Source organism: Bacteriovorax sp. As-1, from assembly GCF_058446905.1.
Window position 1 is genome coordinate 1,070,647 of sequence record NZ_CP184341.1, and the last position, 18,588, is coordinate 1,089,234.

General features: G+C 40.3%; 17 protein-coding genes. 9 read left to right on the plus strand and 8 right to left on the minus strand.

Features of this window, described 5'->3' with window-relative positions; all coding sequences use genetic code 11:
* Window positions 1–3 precede the first annotated feature (3 nt).
* The 4 genes from ACN20O_RS05425 to ACN20O_RS05440 form a co-directional block, all read right to left on the minus strand.
* On the minus strand, window positions 4–945 hold the full coding sequence (locus tag ACN20O_RS05425; RefSeq protein ID WP_491637947.1) for an ABC transporter permease: 942 nt from the start codon (window positions 943–945) through the stop codon (window positions 4–6).
* Between the two features lie 22 nt (window positions 946–967).
* A complete protein-coding gene (locus ACN20O_RS05430; RefSeq protein ID WP_491637949.1) occupies window positions 968–2,725 on the minus strand; it encodes an ABC transporter substrate-binding protein in 1,758 nt (585 codons plus the stop codon).
* 107 nt (window positions 2,726–2,832) lie between these two features.
* Entirely contained in the window at window positions 2,833–3,420 is a 588-nt protein-coding gene (locus ACN20O_RS05435; protein WP_491637951.1) for a hypothetical protein, read from the minus strand.
* A gap of 23 nt (window positions 3,421–3,443) precedes the next feature.
* Window positions 3,444–5,297, minus strand: coding sequence for a tetratricopeptide repeat protein (locus ACN20O_RS05440; protein ID WP_491637953.1), 1,854 nt, complete (start codon window positions 5,295–5,297; stop codon window positions 3,444–3,446).
* Window positions 5,298–5,747: 450 nt separating this feature from the next.
* Between ACN20O_RS05440 and ACN20O_RS05445 the strand changes: the two genes are divergently transcribed.
* The 7 genes from ACN20O_RS05445 to ACN20O_RS05475 all read left to right on the plus strand — a co-directional run bounded on the left by ACN20O_RS05445 (window position 5,748) and on the right by ACN20O_RS05475 (window position 12,581).
* Window positions 5,748–6,119: a polyhydroxyalkanoate synthesis regulator DNA-binding domain-containing protein gene (locus ACN20O_RS05445; protein WP_102244914.1), complete on the plus strand. Its 372-nt coding sequence runs from the start codon at window positions 5,748–5,750 to the stop codon at window positions 6,117–6,119.
* A 69-nt stretch (window positions 6,120–6,188) separates the two neighbouring features.
* A complete protein-coding gene (locus tag ACN20O_RS05450; protein ID WP_491637955.1) occupies window positions 6,189–6,839 on the plus strand; it encodes a hypothetical protein in 651 nt (216 codons plus the stop codon).
* 1 nt (window position 6,840) lies between these two features.
* Window positions 6,841–7,641, plus strand: coding sequence for an ArsA-related P-loop ATPase (locus tag ACN20O_RS05455; RefSeq protein ID WP_491637957.1), 801 nt, complete (start codon window positions 6,841–6,843; stop codon window positions 7,639–7,641).
* Window positions 7,638–8,687 carry an ArsA family ATPase gene (locus ACN20O_RS05460; RefSeq protein ID WP_491637959.1) on the plus strand — a complete coding sequence of 350 codons (1,050 nt, stop codon included), beginning with the start codon at window positions 7,638–7,640 and terminating at the stop codon, window positions 8,685–8,687. The genes ACN20O_RS05455 and ACN20O_RS05460 overlap by 4 nt, the downstream gene beginning before the upstream one ends.
* A 16-nt stretch (window positions 8,688–8,703) precedes the next feature.
* Complete coding sequence (gene gshA / locus ACN20O_RS05465; protein ID WP_491637961.1) at window positions 8,704–9,924, plus strand: glutamate--cysteine ligase; 1,221 nt, start codon at window positions 8,704–8,706, stop codon at window positions 9,922–9,924.
* Between the two features lie 93 nt (window positions 9,925–10,017).
* Window positions 10,018–11,400, plus strand: a complete 1,383-nt coding sequence (locus ACN20O_RS05470) for a pyridoxal-phosphate dependent enzyme (protein ID WP_491637963.1) — start codon at window positions 10,018–10,020, stop codon at window positions 11,398–11,400.
* A complete protein-coding gene (locus ACN20O_RS05475; RefSeq protein ID WP_491637965.1) occupies window positions 11,397–12,581 on the plus strand; it encodes a trans-sulfuration enzyme family protein in 1,185 nt (394 codons plus the stop codon). The genes ACN20O_RS05470 and ACN20O_RS05475 overlap by 4 nt, the downstream gene beginning before the upstream one ends.
* Window positions 12,582–12,627: 46 nt before the next feature.
* On the opposite strand, the gene ACN20O_RS05480 is transcribed toward ACN20O_RS05475, so the two are convergent.
* Complete coding sequence (locus tag ACN20O_RS05480; RefSeq protein WP_491637967.1) at window positions 12,628–13,698, minus strand: hypothetical protein; 1,071 nt, start codon at window positions 13,696–13,698, stop codon at window positions 12,628–12,630.
* Window positions 13,699–13,931: 233 nt separating this feature from the next.
* Between ACN20O_RS05480 and ACN20O_RS05485 the strand changes: the two genes are divergently transcribed.
* Complete coding sequence (locus tag ACN20O_RS05485) at window positions 13,932–14,702, plus strand: HD-GYP domain-containing protein (protein ID WP_491637970.1); 771 nt, start codon at window positions 13,932–13,934, stop codon at window positions 14,700–14,702.
* On the opposite strand, the gene ACN20O_RS05490 is transcribed toward ACN20O_RS05485, so the two are convergent.
* Window positions 14,699–15,640 (minus strand): hypothetical protein, encoded by a 942-nt coding sequence (locus tag ACN20O_RS05490; protein ID WP_491637972.1) that lies wholly within the window; start codon window positions 15,638–15,640, stop codon window positions 14,699–14,701. The genes ACN20O_RS05485 and ACN20O_RS05490 overlap by 4 nt on opposite strands.
* 23 nt (window positions 15,641–15,663) lie before the next feature.
* Here ACN20O_RS05490 and ACN20O_RS05495 point away from each other — a divergent pair, with 23 nt between their 5' ends.
* Window positions 15,664–16,299 (plus strand): class II aldolase/adducin family protein, encoded by a 636-nt coding sequence (locus ACN20O_RS05495; RefSeq protein ID WP_491637974.1) that lies wholly within the window; start codon window positions 15,664–15,666, stop codon window positions 16,297–16,299.
* Window positions 16,300–16,766: 467 nt separating this feature from the next.
* Here the strand turns inward: ACN20O_RS05495 and ACN20O_RS05500 are convergent, their stop codons facing one another.
* Both ACN20O_RS05500 and ACN20O_RS05505 read right to left on the minus strand, forming a co-directional pair.
* Complete coding sequence (locus ACN20O_RS05500; protein WP_491637976.1) at window positions 16,767–17,771, minus strand: hypothetical protein; 1,005 nt, start codon at window positions 17,769–17,771, stop codon at window positions 16,767–16,769.
* Window positions 17,771–18,586: a ferritin-like domain-containing protein gene (locus ACN20O_RS05505; RefSeq protein ID WP_491637978.1), complete on the minus strand. Its 816-nt coding sequence runs from the start codon at window positions 18,584–18,586 to the stop codon at window positions 17,771–17,773. The genes ACN20O_RS05500 and ACN20O_RS05505 overlap by 1 nt, the downstream gene beginning before the upstream one ends.
* Window positions 18,587–18,588 lie beyond the last annotated feature (2 nt).

Here is an 18,588-nt window from a genome sequence, read left to right on the forward strand (position 1 = left end):
GTCCTATTTCAATCTCATACGCGGGTCAACCACAGTGTATAGAACGTCTGTGATAACACCGAAAATGATAAACCCTACCGCACTTAAGATCGTCATAGCTTTAATGACCGGGAAATCACTCGTGTTGATTGCTTTAATTGTAATCCCACCTAGTCCTGGAATACTGAAGAAAGCTTCAGCAAGTAAGAGCCCTAGGATAAGGAAAGGAATCTGGATAATTACATAAGTTAAAATCGGGATCATCGCGTTCTTTAATACGTGCTTGAACATGATGCTTAGTTCGCCCACGCCCTTAGCACGCGCTGTACGAACATAGTCCTGATAAACTTCGTCCAGAATAACTGAACGGTAGAATCTTGTGTCTGGTCCCCAACTGATAGCAATATAAAGAAGAACTGGAAGGATTGTATAAGGAATGAAGTTTGGAAACCCTGCTTCGTACCCTGAGATTTCAAACCATCCAAGCGTGTAAGCGAAATACCACTGACCAAAAAGGATATACGCTAAACTTGGAATACTCATCATCGCGATAGAAAGGATAAGAACTGTCTTATCCAGCATCTTTCCGCGGTAGAAAGAAACAAGTAGCGCTGTTGAAATAGATACGATGTTAACGATGATGAAGAGTGGAACAGTGATCGATAGTGACGGACCTGCTCCGGCCTTGATCATTTCCCAAATTTGCTGCTTAGATGACCATGAATAACCAAAGTCAAATGTGAAAGCTGATCTTACGATTGAAAGGTACTGCTCCCAAAAAGGGCGGTCCATTCCAAGCTCGTGGTGAAGTTGGGCGATCTGCTCGTGAGTTGCGTGCTTTCCTAAAAGGATAAACGCTGGATCAGGAGCTACAACGTTAAAGATAACAAAAATAATTAAGCAGACTCCCAGTAGTACTGGGATGACATATAGGAGCCTGCGTAGAATGTAAGAGTACAAATTCATTTCTTATTAAACCTATTTGAGATTAAAACTTTTTAGCCATCTCTTCTTTTTTAGCCGTATCAAGGTTCAAGTACTGAACATTGTCGTGGTGAAGATCAGATGCACGGTAGTTTCTTAACCATGATTGTTGAAGAGTGTACGCCTGACGGTGAACACCGAATAAGCTTACTACTTCTTCAGCAATGTACTTGTTTAGTTTTTCGTATAGAGCAGTTCTCGCTGGAGAATCTTGCATCATCACAGCTTGCTCGAATTCTTTGTTGAACTTTGGATCGTTGTAGTTCGAGCTGTTAGCACCTGGTGCTGAGTTTGGTCCGTAGAAAAGTTGTAGGAAGTTCTCAGCATCTGGGTAATCTGCTCCCCATGCGATACCGAACATTTGTCCCGATCTCTTCTTAAGCTTAGCTTGGAATTCTGGCCATGGAGAAGCAGAGATCTTGATCTTGATTCCGATTTGCTCCATTTGCTTTTGGAAGTATTCACCCATCTGACGAGATGTTGTTGAATCTGGAATGTCGTAAACGATTTCTGGAAGACCTTTACCTTCTGGGTATCCTGCTAGAGCAAGAGTCTTCTTAGCTAGTTCAATGTTTGGTCCTTTCCACTGGTTTTTGTAAGCTGGGTCGTTACCAGCAATTCCAGGAGGAACGATTGATTGAGCTGGGAAAGCTGTATTGTTATAGAATAGTTCGTTAGCTTTTGCTTCGTCGTAAGCAAGGTACATAGCTCTTCTTAAGTTCGTGTTGTGGAAAAGCTTGTTGTCGTAGTTAAAGCTTGTGTATGTAACGTCAAGCTGTGGAGAGATCGTAAGAACGATTCCTTTATCAGCAAGCTCACCAGAGATCTTGTTGTCTTTTACCGCTGTTGCGAAGTTGTCTTTTGGAACACCAAAGTAATCGATTTCACCTTTGTTGAACTTTAACCATGCTGGTTGAGATTCAACCATTACGTGTACGATGACTTTATCAACAAGTGGAAGTTTCTTTCCAGCGTCGCCAAGAAGATTTTGGTACTCTGGAGAAGCGTCGCTTGGATATAGTTTTTCTCTGAAAGTTGGGTTCTTTGTGTAAACGATACGTTTACCTTGGTCGAATTTTGGAAGAACGTATGGTCCAGTTCCAACCGGGTGGTTGATGAACTCTTTTCCGTACTTCGCTACTACTTCTTTAGAAACTACAGAAGTGAATCCCATTGCTAGAGAGTATAGGAATTGTGGGAATGGCTTCGCTAGTTTGAATTGAAGTGTATATTTGTCTAGAGCTTTTAGACCTTCAACTTCTTCATCGTAGTTAGTCGCTGGAAGGTTAGCGTTTTTATCGCGCCACTCGTTTAGACCTTTTAGTTTTCCATCAAGGATCCACCATCCGCTTGCTTGGTTTTTTGAATCAGCAAGACGCTTGATTGAGTAAACGAAGTCAGAAGCTTCTACTTCTCTTCCTTTTCCATTAGGGAAAGCTGCGTCGTCTTGGAATAGAACGCCTTTTCTAATTTTGAAAGTGTAAGTGATACCATCTTTTGAAACTTCCGGCATTGCTTCAGCAAGGTTTGGAATTAGCTCATACGGCATTTTTAGGTAATGATATGCTAGTAAGCCTTCATAGATTTTTGCGATCTCTCTACCAGAATAAAGATCGTCCGACATAATCGGATCGTAACCTTTAATTTCAGCAGGGCTCACGATGTTAAGAACGCGTTCACTCGCGTCTTGTTTTTTTGCACAGCCAGTTAATGCAGTCGCTGCAGCAACAGTTAGGGCCAATAAGATGTTTCGCATTTTCATTTAAAAATCCTCGATTAACAAAATAAAATGGTCGGACTTTTATTTATATCTATGATTCTCTGCATTTGTCATTTTTTTTGGGATTTTTTTTTAATGCGTCACAATACTTACATGTCGCATTCTTTTGGGACTAAAAACAGTGTCAAAATGGGATCATTTGAGAGGTCTTTTACGAAGATTTTAAAGACGACTCTCTCATAGAATTTTTGGTTAGATACCGAGTTATCAACAACAAATCTATATGAAGGTGTAGTGCGCTCCATGATGAAATGATTGTCAGAAAAGCTGGCCGAAAAATGTTTAGGGTAAACTTTCGCTGCTTTGAAGCGCATGAAATCAGAAGCAAAAACAAAGAACTCTTCAATGCTCTTGGCTATTTTTGCTTTGTCAGTTCGCTCGCCTAGTTGATCTTTTAAAAGCTCAGTAATCTCAGAATTTTTAATCGTGCGATTTACAAATTCAGGATCGAGAGATAACGCAAGCTCTCTCTCTCCGATGACTGGAAAATCTAACACTAAATCGAACCTGTTTTCTTTTCGTGAAATCTGAGATTCGTAAGAAAAAATATGTTTAGTGGATAAAAGCTCGATGCGTCCATTTCCACTTCCCTCTACACAAATTTTTTGGAATTCGGTTTGAAAATCAGCCGCTGATTTAGGAGTTTCCGTTGCACAAGAAACTAGAAGAACTAACAAAGAAAATAAAAGACAACTGCGCCCTAAGGAATAGAGGCCGGTAATCTGCTTTTCTCCACGTCTTCTAAAAGTCTTAATACGTCTTCTCTCTCTGCTTTTGCCTGAGCGCTCTTCAGTGCTTCTGTCAGGTACATTTTTGCTTTATCATAATTGTGCAGACGCTGATAAATCATTCCGAGGTGCTTCGTGATCGTGGGATCACCTTTGACTAACTCGATGGCCTTTCTCGCCTCTGCTAAAGCTTCGTGATATTTTCCTGTCTGGTAAAAATACCATGCAAGTGAGTCTCTAATATACCCGTCATCAGGTCTTAATGAAACAGCTTTCGAAATATATTCGAAGGCCACATCCATTTTTTCTTTTCTTTCCAGGTATGAGTAACCTAAGAAGTTAAGCGCGTGAGCATTGTTTGGATCTTTGTCTACAATCACCTGTACTAATTTTCTAGCTTCATTATACTGTCCGTCTTTTTCCATGATCGAAGCCAGGTAGTAGCTGTGGCTTTCTGTGAAATTCTTGTGTTCTTTTAAAGACGATAAAGTGGCAATCGCATTTTTGTATTGGAAAGTGTCTTCAAAGAAACTCGCCTGAAGCATTTTAAGCTCCATCGTCATTTCCGGATTCTCTTTCACTCTTCCATCAACGAATTGATTAAAGAGTTTCATTGAATCAACTTTTCCTTGAACAAATTCTTCGCGGGCACGCACGCCCATAATTTGTCCGACTTGAAGTCCAGCGTCGCCAAACAGTGGACTGCTTGCGCCGATGCGCTTGAAGTATATCATCGCTTCTGCCGGCTGGTTTGTTTGCTGATGAAGTGCCCCAAGATAGTAAAGAACTTTATCTGATTCTGGCACAACTTCTAAAACATCTTTAAAGAGTTTGGCCGCTTCGTCATAACGTTCCATATCTGAGTACAATAATCCCAGACGAACCTTTAAGTTCAGGTCTGTATTGTCTAAAGAAACCAATGTCTCAGCATAAGGAAGAACCTCTGCTGTTTTTTCCATTGAGAACATTACCGTCACCATGCGTGAGAGCACCTGAGTATTGCCGGCGTTTTCTTCATTATCCACAAACTTCTTATAAACTTTAAGCGCTTTAGCAAATTGCTCCTTTTCTTCATAAAGTGCACCAATCGCCATTGCTGCTTGCGAGTATGTCGGGTCAATTTTCAATGATTTTTCAAAGTGAGTTTGAGCAACTGCTTTATTTCCTCTGTCATACTCCATTCTTCCACGAAAAAATGAAAAGACCGGACTATCAGGTGAGCGTTTTTCACAGCTGCTTAAAAGCGAGTGCGCTTCTTTATACATTTTATCTGCCACATAAGAACGCGTAAGATAGAGACACGCCTCTTCTGATTTAGGATTAACCGCTAACAGGCGCTGATAAACAGCGCGGGCTTCTTTGGTTTTTTCCAATGAAGAATGAACACTTCCTAAAATAAGACCGACTGTTTCGTCCTTAGAGTCTGTTTTTTTAAATACAGTTTCCAGGATTTTTTCTGCTTCTTTTAAGTCCGGCTCTTTTGCTGAACGAATAAGTTCATAGGCTAGTTTTCTTTTTACATAAAGATCATCGGGCTGCAGCTCACTGACAGATCTAAAGATAATTCCCGCGGTTTGAAAATCTCCGCGAATCGAAGCATCGTTTCCTTTGATGAATAAATCAGTGGCCAGATACTCTGGAGCTTTTCCTCCAACTTTAAGAGCACTCTCCACCATCTCTTTTAACTCGCCATTCTTAATTCCAAGTTCTGCAGTGGGATTAAATTTAATTTCTTTATACGCTTCGCCCTTAGGAGAATACGTCATCTGTGAACATGAAATGAATGTTAAAAGAATTGCTAAAAGTGAAAATTTTAAAGTGCGCATAGGCTGTTATCCATCGCAGTCGAGGAAATAATCTCCCTCGAAACTTCATCGACTTCTGCCCCCATGAGCTTTAAATAAAACTAGGATTTAGAAGCAAAGCGGCCATTTTTTCGCAGCACTCCTAATACTTGATTTAATTGCATTATTAAAAAAATTTAAAAAGAACAGCAAAAATTGTTTGGGAAATGTTTGACAGCATCAAATCAATGTTGTTATTTCTTGGCTCGCTAAGCCTTAGGAGGGCACCATTTCGTTTGGAATGCACCATAAGTACCTGATTTTCAAAAGAAAAAAAGGTAGTCTAAAGGTTTAGTGAAAAAAGTACTTAATATTGCGAAACCGAGATTCTGTACTTTTGTTTTGTGATAGAAAGTTTACGGCATAAAGCCTTAAAACCAATATTCTGAGAACCAAGTTAAAAAGGTTCTCGATAAAATAGGGGAAATTAGTATGAGCGACGTAAGAATCATTAAGCGTTACCAAAACAGAAAACTTTATGACACTCACCAGAGCTGTTACGTGACTCTAGAAGAGATCGCACAGATCATTCGTGAAGGTAACGAAATCCAAGTTATCGACAACAAAACTAAGAATGACATCACTTACATCACTCAAATCCAACTTCTTTTTGATCAAGAGAAAAAATCAACAAGAGCTGGAGATGTTGAACTTCTTAAGCGTGTAATCCGCTCAGAAGAAGGAACTTTCACAGGACACATCAAAGCTCTAGAAAAGAAGCTTGGTGGTGAAGTTTCTGAGTTCAAAGCACCTTTCATGAACAATGAAAACTCTGCTATTGAAACTACAACTACTTTAAACTAAAATTTAAGCATTAGTTCCCTCTTAAACTAAAGGTACTTAATGCTAAACAACATTTTTAAAATAGTTCTTATGACACCCGTCTTTATGGCGGGTGTTTTTGTTTCTCCCGCCCAAGCTCAGGAAAAACAAATCAAGCCAAATATCCATGTCCTTACCGGCGAAGAAAGTGCCAAAAAAGTTAACAACAACATTCCTTCTGCCAGCGACTCTCGCATCCCAGATGAGATCAATAAGCACTCTATTGGTATTGGTGTAGGTCAGACGTTTCTTCGCTCTGATTTCCACGACCACGGGACAGATAAGATCACTCCTGATCTTTATTACAACTACTCTGCCAGCTACTCTTTTGACTTTATGGCCAACCTTCATTGGTCAAAACACAAATATCTTAACCGCGACGTAACGATTAAAGGACTCGCGCTTTCAATTAAAGGTAAAGGATTCCAATTCGACGCCTTCTCTCCTTTCGTTCTTGGTGGATTCGGGTTCTATGAGCCGACAGCAACAAGAAACATCAATGGCGTTTTAACGAAGACTCGCGAGCAGCTGGTCTTTGGGATGAACCTTGGTGCCGGAGTTGAATTAAGACTTAATAGCCAGGCCACAGTGGGTGTTATCGCTCACTACCACGACCCATTTGATGTTAGACAAGAAAACGCTCCAGACTTAGAAGGGTCATATATGAAACTTCTGATCCTTGGAATGTACACTTTCAACTAGTATGAAAGTACCTCCAAAGAGACTCTACATTTTCACAGGTAAAGGCGGCGTAGGAAAAACGTCACTTGCCATGGCAATGACCAAGCATCTTGAGAGCACAGGCCATAACGTAAAATACAATTCATTTTATCAAGAACCGGAAAGATCGCTTTGGAAAAAGCTCGCTCTTCCGGTTTTAGATATCGATCTCAATACTTCTGCTGAAATTTATATCGGAAGAAAACTCAACTCGAAAACCATCGCCTCATGGATTATGAAAACGCATTTTTTTAAATCGCTTTTTCAAATGATCCCGGGCCTTGGCCACATGATTCTACTGGGGCATATCCTGGATGAATTAGATAAAAATCCTGACCTAGTAATCGTTCTCGACTCCCCGGCTTCAGGGCACGCACTGACGATGTTTGAGTCTTCATCGAACTTTAAAAAGATTTTTAGAGCAGGTCTCATCGTTAAAGACATTGAGAAAATGCACACATTCTTAAGCCGTCCAGGACACTTAAAAACATTGATTGTTTCCCTGGCCACAGAGCTCGCTATCAATGAAGCCCGCGACCTGCAGAATGAACTGGCCAACAGTAATGGACCTGATTTAAATGTCGAACTAATGGTCAATGATTCCTACCTGAAATACTTAAAAGACAATCAGATTGATGAAAAAGACCTCCCAAATTTTTTAAAAAATAAAATTGAGCTGGAAAAAGAGATTATTGGAAACATCAAGTCTCTGCCACATATTGATGAGAGTGAGCAAGTGGGTGTGATTGAAGAACTCGCTCCTCACATGGGGGCCTTTCTATGATCAATATCCCTCAGAAAAAAGTTGAACTCTTCTGTGGAACTGGTGGCGTGGGAAAAACTACGGTGGCCACGGCCAGGGCACTTGCGCTGGCAGAAGAAGGAAGAAAAGTTTTACTCATCACGATTGACCCGGCCAAAAGATTAAAACAAATTTTAAACCTCCCGGACACAGATGATGGCGTAATCAACACAATTACCCTGGATCTTTTCGGACAGGATAAAAATAAGTCCTTTGATGCTATGCTGATGTCGCCGGGAGCGACTTTAAAGCGTATTGCTGTGGAAAAAGGGCTGGAAGCTGAATTTGAATCGACAATCATTAAAACCCTTTCTCGCCCTTACGGTGGAATGAATGAGATCATGTCGATCATTGAAGTTCAGTATCAAATTAAAAAAAATCTCTACGATACGATTATCCTCGATACTCCTCCGGGAAAACACTTTATCGACTTCCTCGAGTCTTCTGAGAAGATTAAAAACTTCTTTGATAAATCATTCCTGGAAATCTTTGAGTATCTCGGAAAGAGCATTCACGGTGGGTCGTCAAAAAGCCAGGGAATCTTCACTAAGATTATCTCCACTGGTGTAAACAAACTTTTAAGTTACCTCGAAGATGTGACGGGTGCCGAATTTGTTCGCGAATTCATTGACGCTGTCCTTGCTCTTTATAGAAGCCGCGACTCTTTCCTGCATGCGCTGGAATTTCAGGAAGAGTTAAAGAATGAGACATTCTCCAACTGGTTTCTGGTCACTTCGGTTGAGCAACAGAAAATTAATGAAGCACAGGGGCTAAAGGATCAGGCAGGACACTTTATTCACGATGACTTATTTCTAGTTATCAATAAGTGCCTAACGCCGTATTTGAATGCCTGGGAACCCGCGGGAAATGCTCCACTTTCAAAACTAAAGTCAGGTATGGTGACTCGCGAGGCAAAGCTTGCTGAGTTTGCTAGTAAAAACTTCACAAACGTACTAAAATTCCATGAAATAAATAGTCCTTCTCCATTGGAGCACGTTAAGGGCCTGGCCTTACAATTTAAGGCCTGATATCACTGAAGGTTTCATGGCATTCAAAATTAGCACTAAAGAAGAATTTGAAAATTTTATTTTCAATAATTACGAAATTGTTAATCAATACCTGCACGATAAAAAGCAAGGTTTACCAATCCCCTTTTATTCAAGTGTCGATGTAAGAGAGAGCAAAACAAAATACGCTCCAGTCGATCACAATATGTACCCTGCAGGATTTAACAATCTCTGTGCGGCGGATTTTGCAGACGCAGCAGTGATTGTAAAAAATACGATTTCTAAAATCGCTCCCGATGCAAAAGTTGTAGGGATCATTCCTGAATCGCATACAAAAAATCTTTTCTATCTCGATCACCTGACTAAACTTGCTCAACTAGTTAGAGACTCTGGCTACGAGGTCATCTTTCTAACTTTTGATGAAGCGCCTTTTGAAGGCAGCAATTCTCTTTCTCTGGTTTCACAAAACGGAACATCACTGACAATTGAAAAAGCTAAATTAGAAAACGGTGAAATCCACGGCCTGACAAAAAAATGTGATTTCGTTATCTGCAATAACGATCAGTCTAATCCGCTTCCAGTTAACTGGAACGAAGTTAAGACTCTCATCAATCCAACTCCGAAGATCGGATGGTTTAGAAGACAAAAAAACACTCACTTCAAATACTACAAACAAGTGGCGGATGAATTCTGCGCACACTTCGGGATTGACCCGAATTTAATCCAGGCAAGATTCGTGGGCGTTGACCATGTCGACTTCGAGGAAAAAAGCGGATTAGACACACTTGGTGCTGCCGTTGATGGAATCATTGCGGAACTTCCTCCGGGATCAAAAGTATTCGTTAAAGCTTCTCAAGGGACATACGGAATGGGAATTTCAGTTGTGTCTTCTGGTGAAGAGATCATTAACATGAACCGCAAAACCCGCAACAAAATGGATGTGGGTAAAAACTCAATCAAGTTCACTTCCCTTCTGGTTCAAGAAGGTGTTGAGACAATTATTAAATACGATGACAAGCCGGCAGAAATCACAATCTACCTTATTAATTGCCAGTCGATTGGTGGGTTCATGAGAATCAACGGTGAAAAAGACAATATTGGAAACTTAAACAGCCGTGGAATGGTTTTTAGAAAACTGTGTATGAGTGAAGTTGTGAAAGAAGCTCAAGATCACACGATGAAAGAAGCCGTCTACTCTGTTATTGCGAGGCTATCAACATTAGCCTCTGCTTATGAAATCAAAGAAGTGATGGAATAAATGCTCCAGTGGAGCATTTATACAATGAAATGAAATACTAAAAACGTGGAACTTCTTTTTTAAGAGTTCCATCACAAACAGTGAGAAAATATTATGATGACAGGAGCTAAGAAAAACATCTTAGATGCCATTGGATGGACACCGATTGTAAAACTTAACAAAGTGACAACTGGTGTGGAGTCAGAAATCTACGTAAAACTAGAATTCATGAACCCAGGTGGATCTTCAAAAGACCGTATCGGTGGGTTTATCATGGACCGCGCGATTGCGGCCGGAAAACTAAAGCCAGGTGGAACAATCATCGAAGGGACATCAGGAAACACTGGTGTGGGACTTGCGATGTGGGCCGCTGTTAACGGATACAAATGTATCTTCGTTATGGCCGATAAGCAGTCAGTTGAAAAAGTAAACAACCTGAAAGCTTTCGGAGCAAAAGTTGTGGTGTGCCCTACTGACGTTGAGCCGGAAGATCCAAGATCATACTACTCAGTTTCAAAGCGCCTTGCTGAAACAATTCCAAACTCGTACTACGTTAACCAATACGACAACCTTTGGAACCGCGAAACTCACGTGGCAACGACAGGTCCGGAAATTTTCGAACAAACTAAAGGTGACTTCGATGTTTATATGGCCGGAGTTGGTACTGGGGGAACAATCACAGGTGTTTCAATGTACCTTAAAACTAAAATGCCAAAACTAACAACTGTTGGTGTTGACGTTGAAGGATCAATCGTTGCTCAGTTCGCCCGCACAGGAGACCTAAGCGGTGCTCGTTCATACGTTATCGAAGGAATTGGAGAAGACTTCATTCCAGAAAACTATGACTTCAAAGTGATTGATGACTGGGTCGTTGTTGGCGATAAAGAATCATTCCTCATGACTCGCGCTCTATTAAAACAAGAAGGGATCTACACTGGTGGATCTGGTGGAGCTGCTGTCGTTGGAGCGATTAAATACGCTAAGACTTTAAAAGAGCCGAAAAAAATCCTGGTAGTCCTTCCAGACTCAGGAAACAGATACGCTTCAAAAATCTATAACGATGAGTGGATGATGAGCAAAGGCTACATCGATTCTTCTTTCAACGTTATTATCGGGGATCTTCTAAAAGATCTTGGTAAAGACAAAAACGAAGTAATCTCAATCACTGACCATGCAACAATCGGTGATGCTGTAAAATTAATGGAGCAAAAGAGTGTTTCTCAGCTGCCAGTTATCCAGGGAGATATCATTAAAGGTGTCGTGAGTGAAACGAGCTTACTGAAGCCGCTTTACACTGGAGAATTCAAGCTGACTGACAACGTAAGTTTAGCTTACAACAAAGGTTTCAGAGTTGTTGATATCAACGACCTTCTTGCTAACGTTCAGGACTCTCTTCTAAAGAAAGAAGTTGTACTGATTACTGAAGGTGGAAAACTGAAAAACCTTTTAACTAACATTGATATTTTAAATTTCATCGCTAAGAGAGAAAACGTATGACAAAAAAGGCAGCTCCTAAAAAATCAAAAAACATCGTTCACGACATCGCAACGAGAACTATTCATGTAGGTGGGGAACCGGATAAAGAAACAGGCGCGATTATGCCTCCTATTTTCCAGACTTCGACATACGTTCAGGAGTCTCCAGGCGTTCACAAAGGTTATGAGTACACACGTTCTCACAACCCTACTCGTACACGTCTGGAAGAATGTCTTGCTTCTCTTGAGCAAGCAAAACACTGCTGTGTAACAGCTTCAGGTCTTTCTGCTGAAATGCTGATGATGCACTTACTTCCTCCTGGATCAAACATTATCTGCGGTGACGACGTTTATGGCGGAACATACAGACTTTTTACAACTGTATTCAACCACACTCACAACTTCAGATTCGTTGATACAACTGACCTAAAGAAGCTTGAAAAAGAAATTAAAGACTTCAAACCGGCAATGATCTGGCTTGAAACTCCAACCAACCCGCTTCTAAAAATCACTGATATCCAGGCGGTATCAACAATGGCGAAAAAAGTGAAAGCTCTCGTTGTTGTAGATAACACTTTCATGAGCCCGATCTTCCAGAACCCACTAGTTCTTGGAGCTGATTTTGTTCTTCACTCGATGACAAAATATATCAACGGACACAGCGATGTTGTTGGTGGATGTATTATGTTAAACGACGATCACCACAGAAAAGAGCTTTTCCGACTGCAAAACTCAATCGGACCTTCTCAGTCTCCGTTTGATTCTTGGCTAGTTCTTCGCGGAGTAAAAACTCTGGCGATTCGTATGGCCGCTCATGAGAAGAATGCAATGGCCGTAGCTCAGTACTTAGAAAAACACCCTAAGGTTGAGCGCGTAGTATACCCTGGCCTAAAATCTCACCCTCAACACGCAATCGCTAAAAAGCAGATGCTTGGTTTTGGTGGGATGATCACTTTCTTCTTAAAAGGTGACATCAAGAAATCAAAGAAGTTCTTATCGACTGTTAAGCTGTTTGCCCTTGCAGAGAGTTTAGGTGGAGTTGAGAGCTTAATTGAGCACCCGGCGATCATGACTCACGCTTCTGTTCCAAAGAAGGTTCGTGAATCGATTGGTCTTTCGGACAACTTGATCAGATTATCAGTTGGGATTGAACACGTTCAAGACTTGATTGATGACTTAGAGCAAGCATTTAAATCTGTTTAAAAAAGAAAGGCTCCCGCAGGAGCCTTTCTTTTTTCTGCGATGATCACTAAATTTGATAAAGGGTCTTCTGATCTACTTCAATCACACTCATCAGGGCATCATAAATTAAAAAGTTCCCTGCTTTGTTTCGCGAAACTTCAAAGAAAAACTCATTAATAAGGTCGCGAGTGTTTTTATCATTATTGTCTTTATAGAAGCTCTTTAAAGACAGCTTTGGATTAAGCTCTTTTAAATTTTTAAGTGCTCCGCTTGAAAGGAGATAAAACTTTTCGGCCGGCTTAAGTTTTAACTTCACAGGCTCAGAGAAATCAATTAACTCTCCCTGATAGAAAAGAGAGCCGTTGCCTTTAAACTGGCAATCAACTTGAAGAGTTTTCAGGTCGATATTAATAATGCAGTAACTAAGTTCTGCATTGTTTTCCTTTGCATGGTGATTGATCATTTTCTCAAAATGTTCACTTTGAGCTTTTACAGCTGTCGTTGGAGTTGAGTTTTTTAAGACTTCAAGCTCAGAGAGAATTAAAGATGAAAGGATATAACTGTCACTTCCGGCCTGAATGAAAAGGAAATTATGGTCCGTCTGGATCATATCAAAAAATTCACCACCGCTTTTTTCTCCGGCCATAAACTTACTAGTCACAGTGATGCCTTTTAAGCTGTCAACTCTCACCTTCACCAAACGATCGTGCAAGTCTTTTACTCTCGTCAACTCACTTCTCGTAAATTCATAAACCTTATCTAAATCTGCGGCCAATTGATCGAGCTTCACAGCATGATCAGAAAAATTCATATTAATATAATTTTTTAATAAAGGAGTGTTGTAATTGATCTCTTGAGAAAGATCGATAAAACCAAAAATTTTATCAAAGTGATCTTTTAACTGAGACACTAGTTTAAATTCTTTTCTTGTATTTAAGGCCACAACTAACTTTAAATCGCGCTCTTCGCACACATCAATTAGAGCATCAATATGGTCTTCATCTACGATTAAAAGCAATGGCGAGTTTGCTGAGACTCGCGAATCTTCCCAAGTGATGAATTTTGGCGAGAGGTCTGCATCTTTTAAAAGTTTCTTAATATACTCATCTGTCGCCGAATTCTGACGTACGCATTCCATTTCTCGCATAATTCTCCTAAAGCTTCTTTGGGTCTCTAACATTTTAAAATAAGGCTGGAAAAAGCGATATTTAAAAATGTTCTGCCTACTTTTTAGGGCGGATGCCGGAAGCCTTAGATTTTATATCTCCGCGTATTTTGGTCAAATTAGCTTTCTTGCTAAAGTCGCAGGCTTTTCTCACCGATACTAAATGAAAGTGGTAGTCCTTTTTTGATGGGAACCTGGAACTAGTAATGACGAAGAAAAGCAATGTAATTCAATTGTCGGCTTTAAAAGAGAAGCGTGAGCTAAAGCTTAAGGCCGAAGCAGAAGCGCTGTCACGTTCACGTGCAATTGAAGATGCTATCAAATCTACTCCTTCCATCAAATCTATCAAAAAAGAATTCTTCGAACTTTCAATCAAAACTTTATTAAGTGCTCTTCGTTGTAAAGATGACTATACATGGGGACACTCGCTTCGCGTGGCCTATTTCTGTATTTCCGCAGGAAAAGAAATGGGACTATCAGAAGACGAACTATATGAACTAGAGGTCTCGGCCCTTTTCCATGATATTGGAAAAATCGGTGTGCCTGATGCTGTTTTAAAAAAACCTTCGCGTTTAACAGACGAAGAATTTTTGGAAATGAAGCTTCACCCGTCGAAGTCATACGAGATACTTCAAGACTTCCCTATTTTTGAGAAGATGGCGATCAATGCCAAATACCACCACGAGCGTTTCGATGGACGTGGCTACCCGGAAGGGCTTAAAGGTGAAGACATCCCGCTATTTTCAAGAATCATTCTGATTGCTGACACTTTCGATGCCATGACATCGACAAGGCCATACCGCAAAGGGCTTCCTTTTGAAGTTGCCTTTGCTGAACTTCGTGAATTTGCCGGAACTCAATTTGACCCTATGTTAGTTGAGAAATTCATCACTAGTATGATGAAAGAGCAAAATAAAAACGAAGACACCTTCACTCTTCAGGTTATCGCTGGAGATTTCAAGAAAGACGCTGCTTAATTCTGACAAAAAGTCGTTGCCTGGCTCGTACTCACATTGTACTTCTGTACTTTTGCACAGTCTTCATCTGAACTGTAGATTGCTTGAACTACACACTCTGCAGAATTGCCCTTAGACTTATTCCACTTCATGTTTTTGTTACATGTAACATAGGCCGGCTTATCGACACAGGCCCAGTACTTATCTTTACAGTTATAAACAAGCCCACGTCCAAGTTGATCATAAGCAGGAGGTGCTGTTTCAACCGCTACATCATCAACAATTTTTGAGGCCATTGAAGTTTCTTGTTTTTCAGAATCAGCTCCTCCCATCGAAGGAACTTTTACTTCTTCCATCTGTCCGGTTGATGGAGTCTCAGTTGTGTTTTCAAAATTATTCACCAATTGATCCAGCTTTTGATCCACACCTGTCTCAACAGGTTTTGAATCAACAACAACTTCATTTGATGTTGGAACATCTAATGATGAAGAAGCTGTACTCTCATCTTTTGGAGCAATATTAATATTTTCAATGGGAGCTTCTTCTGTTGCATTGGCTTTAGTATCCGTTGCGGCAACTGCTCCCTCTGCCGGTGTAGTCCCCTCGGCCGGTGCTGTTGCTTCAGTAGGTTGAGTCGCCTCTGCTTTTTTCGGTCTTCTTGGTTTTTTTGGCGCAGCTGCTAAAAGTTCTTCGACCGATGGTTCAGAAGAATTTTGCTTTAGAACAAACTCATCCAGGGCCAAGTAACCCAAAACCAGGATAATCACGACTCTGATAATCATGCTTATCTGCTTCTTTTTCTTGTCTTCTTCAGGGGATGCTTCGGATTCGGCTTCCGTCTCCTCAACTTCTTCCTCTTCCTGCTCTTCGACCTGCTCATCCTCTTTTGCCACGCCTAATTTTTTGCGTAGTGGCTCAGGGAGACTCTTTTTAAAATTTGTGATAAGTTTTTCAAGCATATAGACAATTATAAAGGATTTTCATGAAAGTCATAGATGATGGAGTTATCAAGTACGACCGGTCAAATTTTTCCCAGTGCGGGGCGCTTTTAGCCGATGAATACGAGGCCCTTGAATACTGGAGAAAAAAACTCTATCAAATGAACTTGATTGGTGAGTACCCTGAAGTGCATATCGGTTTCGGAAACATGTCTACACTTCGAGACTATTCCTGTTATCACTCAAGCACAAACCCCCAATTTGTCATCACTGGTACTCAAACTGGAAAATACGCTGACCTCAATGGCCTTCAATACACACGCGTGCTCGACTATCAAATTGACCAACTAAAAATTCAAATGATGGGAGCAATTGAAGCTTCCAGCGAAGCCCTTACCCACGCTGCTATCTACGCAGCCAACCCTAACATCACAGCTGTCTTTCACATTCATTCCAACGAGATTTGGAAAAAAATGATTGAAGATAAGTCAGACTTTACTTGTGAAAGTATTCCTTACGGAACAGTTGAGATGGCCCATGCAACTCAAGCATGCATTAAAAACAAAGACACTGGTGTCTTTTGTATGCATGGACATGAAGATGGAATCGTCATCTATGCCCGCTCTCTCGAAGAAGCAGGAAGCCTGACAATTTCCCTCTATCAAAAATATATGAATTAAGTACATATTTAATTTTTTTTTCCGAAAATAGACCCATGAAAGTCATGGGTCTTTTCATTCTTTTTTTATCTATCTTTCTTTCTTGGGAGTTTCCAAGAAGGACATGCATTTTCCACCAACTCTGAAATTCAATCAATCGAGATCAAAGAATTAAACTCCCATTTAGCTGAGGCAGATTGGATCGCGAAGTGGGATCAAGGCCCGAGGTCTTCTTACGGATACGACATGGTCAAAATTCAATCGCCTAAGTTTGTTCACCTGACTATTGATTTAAAAAATTCATCTGAATTTAAATTTGAGATGGAAGTCGCATGAATCATTGCTTATGGATTTTTTGATGGAGAGGTTAGCATTCAGTCATCAACAGAAGAATCTAATAGAGGAACTGAAGTCATCCTGATTTTTAAATACATTGATAAGTCAGCTCCCTCTCAAGTCGATGAAGCTTTTAATAAAGTCGGCATTGTTTAAAAAGCTTTGTAAAAACTTCTAAAATGATTCCCTTCTGGCGAAACTTTAACCCAGGAATCCATCTCATTGGTTACTTCTTTAGAAGAAAGCACTTTCCATTCAATATGATGAGCTTCAGCATATTTGTCAGCAAGTGACTGGATAACTAGTCCCATTGTTTTGCGATAATTGACTTCAACTAGAGGATAGAGTTTTAGCTGTCCTTGTTCCTGGTAAATAAATGAGTCAATCTGCACATTAAAAAGAGCGCCTTTATTCAAATAAACTTGGGCAATCTCCTGAGTGATTTTTTCCAGTTCATCTAAAGAAAAATGGTATTTTTCCTGAATATATTTTTTGAATTTATCCACATCGGAAGCCCCTGCTCCCCCTTTAAACCCACCACTTTCCGAATTAAAATTCTCGACCATAAACTGGCGTTTAATTTCTCCATTGTGGATGACAAACGTTGTGCCGATATCAAAAACTCTTTGATAAACAGGTTCCAATAAAATTTTTTCCACCAGGATTTTTTTTAATGTCTCAACATTAACCTGGTCGACAGAAAAGTAATAATGTCCAATACCGCTAAAACTATGCGGTCGCTTAATAATCCAATGTTTAATATTCGGGTGTGTCTGTAAATGAAAGAGAACATCCTCCACACTCTCTGCTATTTTACCCTGCCAAAAACCCCATCCTCTTTCTTTTGCGACTTCAACTGACGTAAGTTTAGAATTTAATTCTTTTTCTAAATTTCGTTCGTGGCGATGACTCCACCAGTAATCGAATGTTTTTTCATCTGGAGTCAATGATGGAATACTAAACCCTAGAGACTTTAAATGTTTGAGATAATGATCATCATATTGTTTGATGTTTTTTAAGTGACAGGCTTCCTGATTAATAAGGAAAAAAACATATTCAAACTCTCTGATAACTTTTAATGAAAAAGCTGAACCTTCATCGTAGCGAGGATCAAAAAGAGAGGCTTCATAATCCAGGTCAACTTTATAAGTTTTCATTACCAATTCTTGCGGTTGGTGACTTTGAATTCATCTCTAAACTCATCCAGCGACTGGATAAAAGCGTCGTCAAGGCCTGCTTTCTTTCTGATTTCTTTATCAAATTGAATGCCTTTAGCGCGGGCCGGAGTCATCACTCCCGGCAGATGCGTGCGATAATAGTTCCATAGGTCCTGGTTTCCTCTCCACTGATTTAACCAGTAAGCACCAAGGGCCACGTGAGAGATTTCATCTTCTAAAACCACTCGCATAATCTCTGCCGTCTTAAAGTCCTCTACCGCTTTAAAACTCTGCTCATAAAACTGAGCAAAATCTAAGTTGGCCGACTCAAAAGTCATCGCCATGGCTGAATAAAAGTGTGAGGGAGTTTTAAGTTTCTCCATTGAACGCCAGAAAAAGTCATTGAGAGGGAAATCCCCTAACTCAATTCCAAATTCCTTCATACGCGCAAGATACATTTTTAAATGTTTTTGTTCGTCTTGAATGGTCTTTATTAATCCTTTTTTAAACTGGATCATTTCTTTGCCAGTATCCGGATAGAGCAACAGGGCTGCGGCCATCATTTCGATTGCCAGAAGCTCGTGATTCGCAAAAAAATGTAGGGCCAATCCTCTTTTATCTTCCAGGTGAAAGCTTGCGCTTCGAGGGAATTTAACCTGCTCGTTATTGAACTCAAGGCGCTTGGTGCGCCCTGGGTTTTGCGGTAATTCATAATCTTGAAGCTGCTCAGTCAGAATAATGTCTTTTGAAGAAAGTAGTTTATCTTCTAAACTCTCCCCTTCTAGAACTTGTCTGGCAAAATCGCGGTAATGCATAA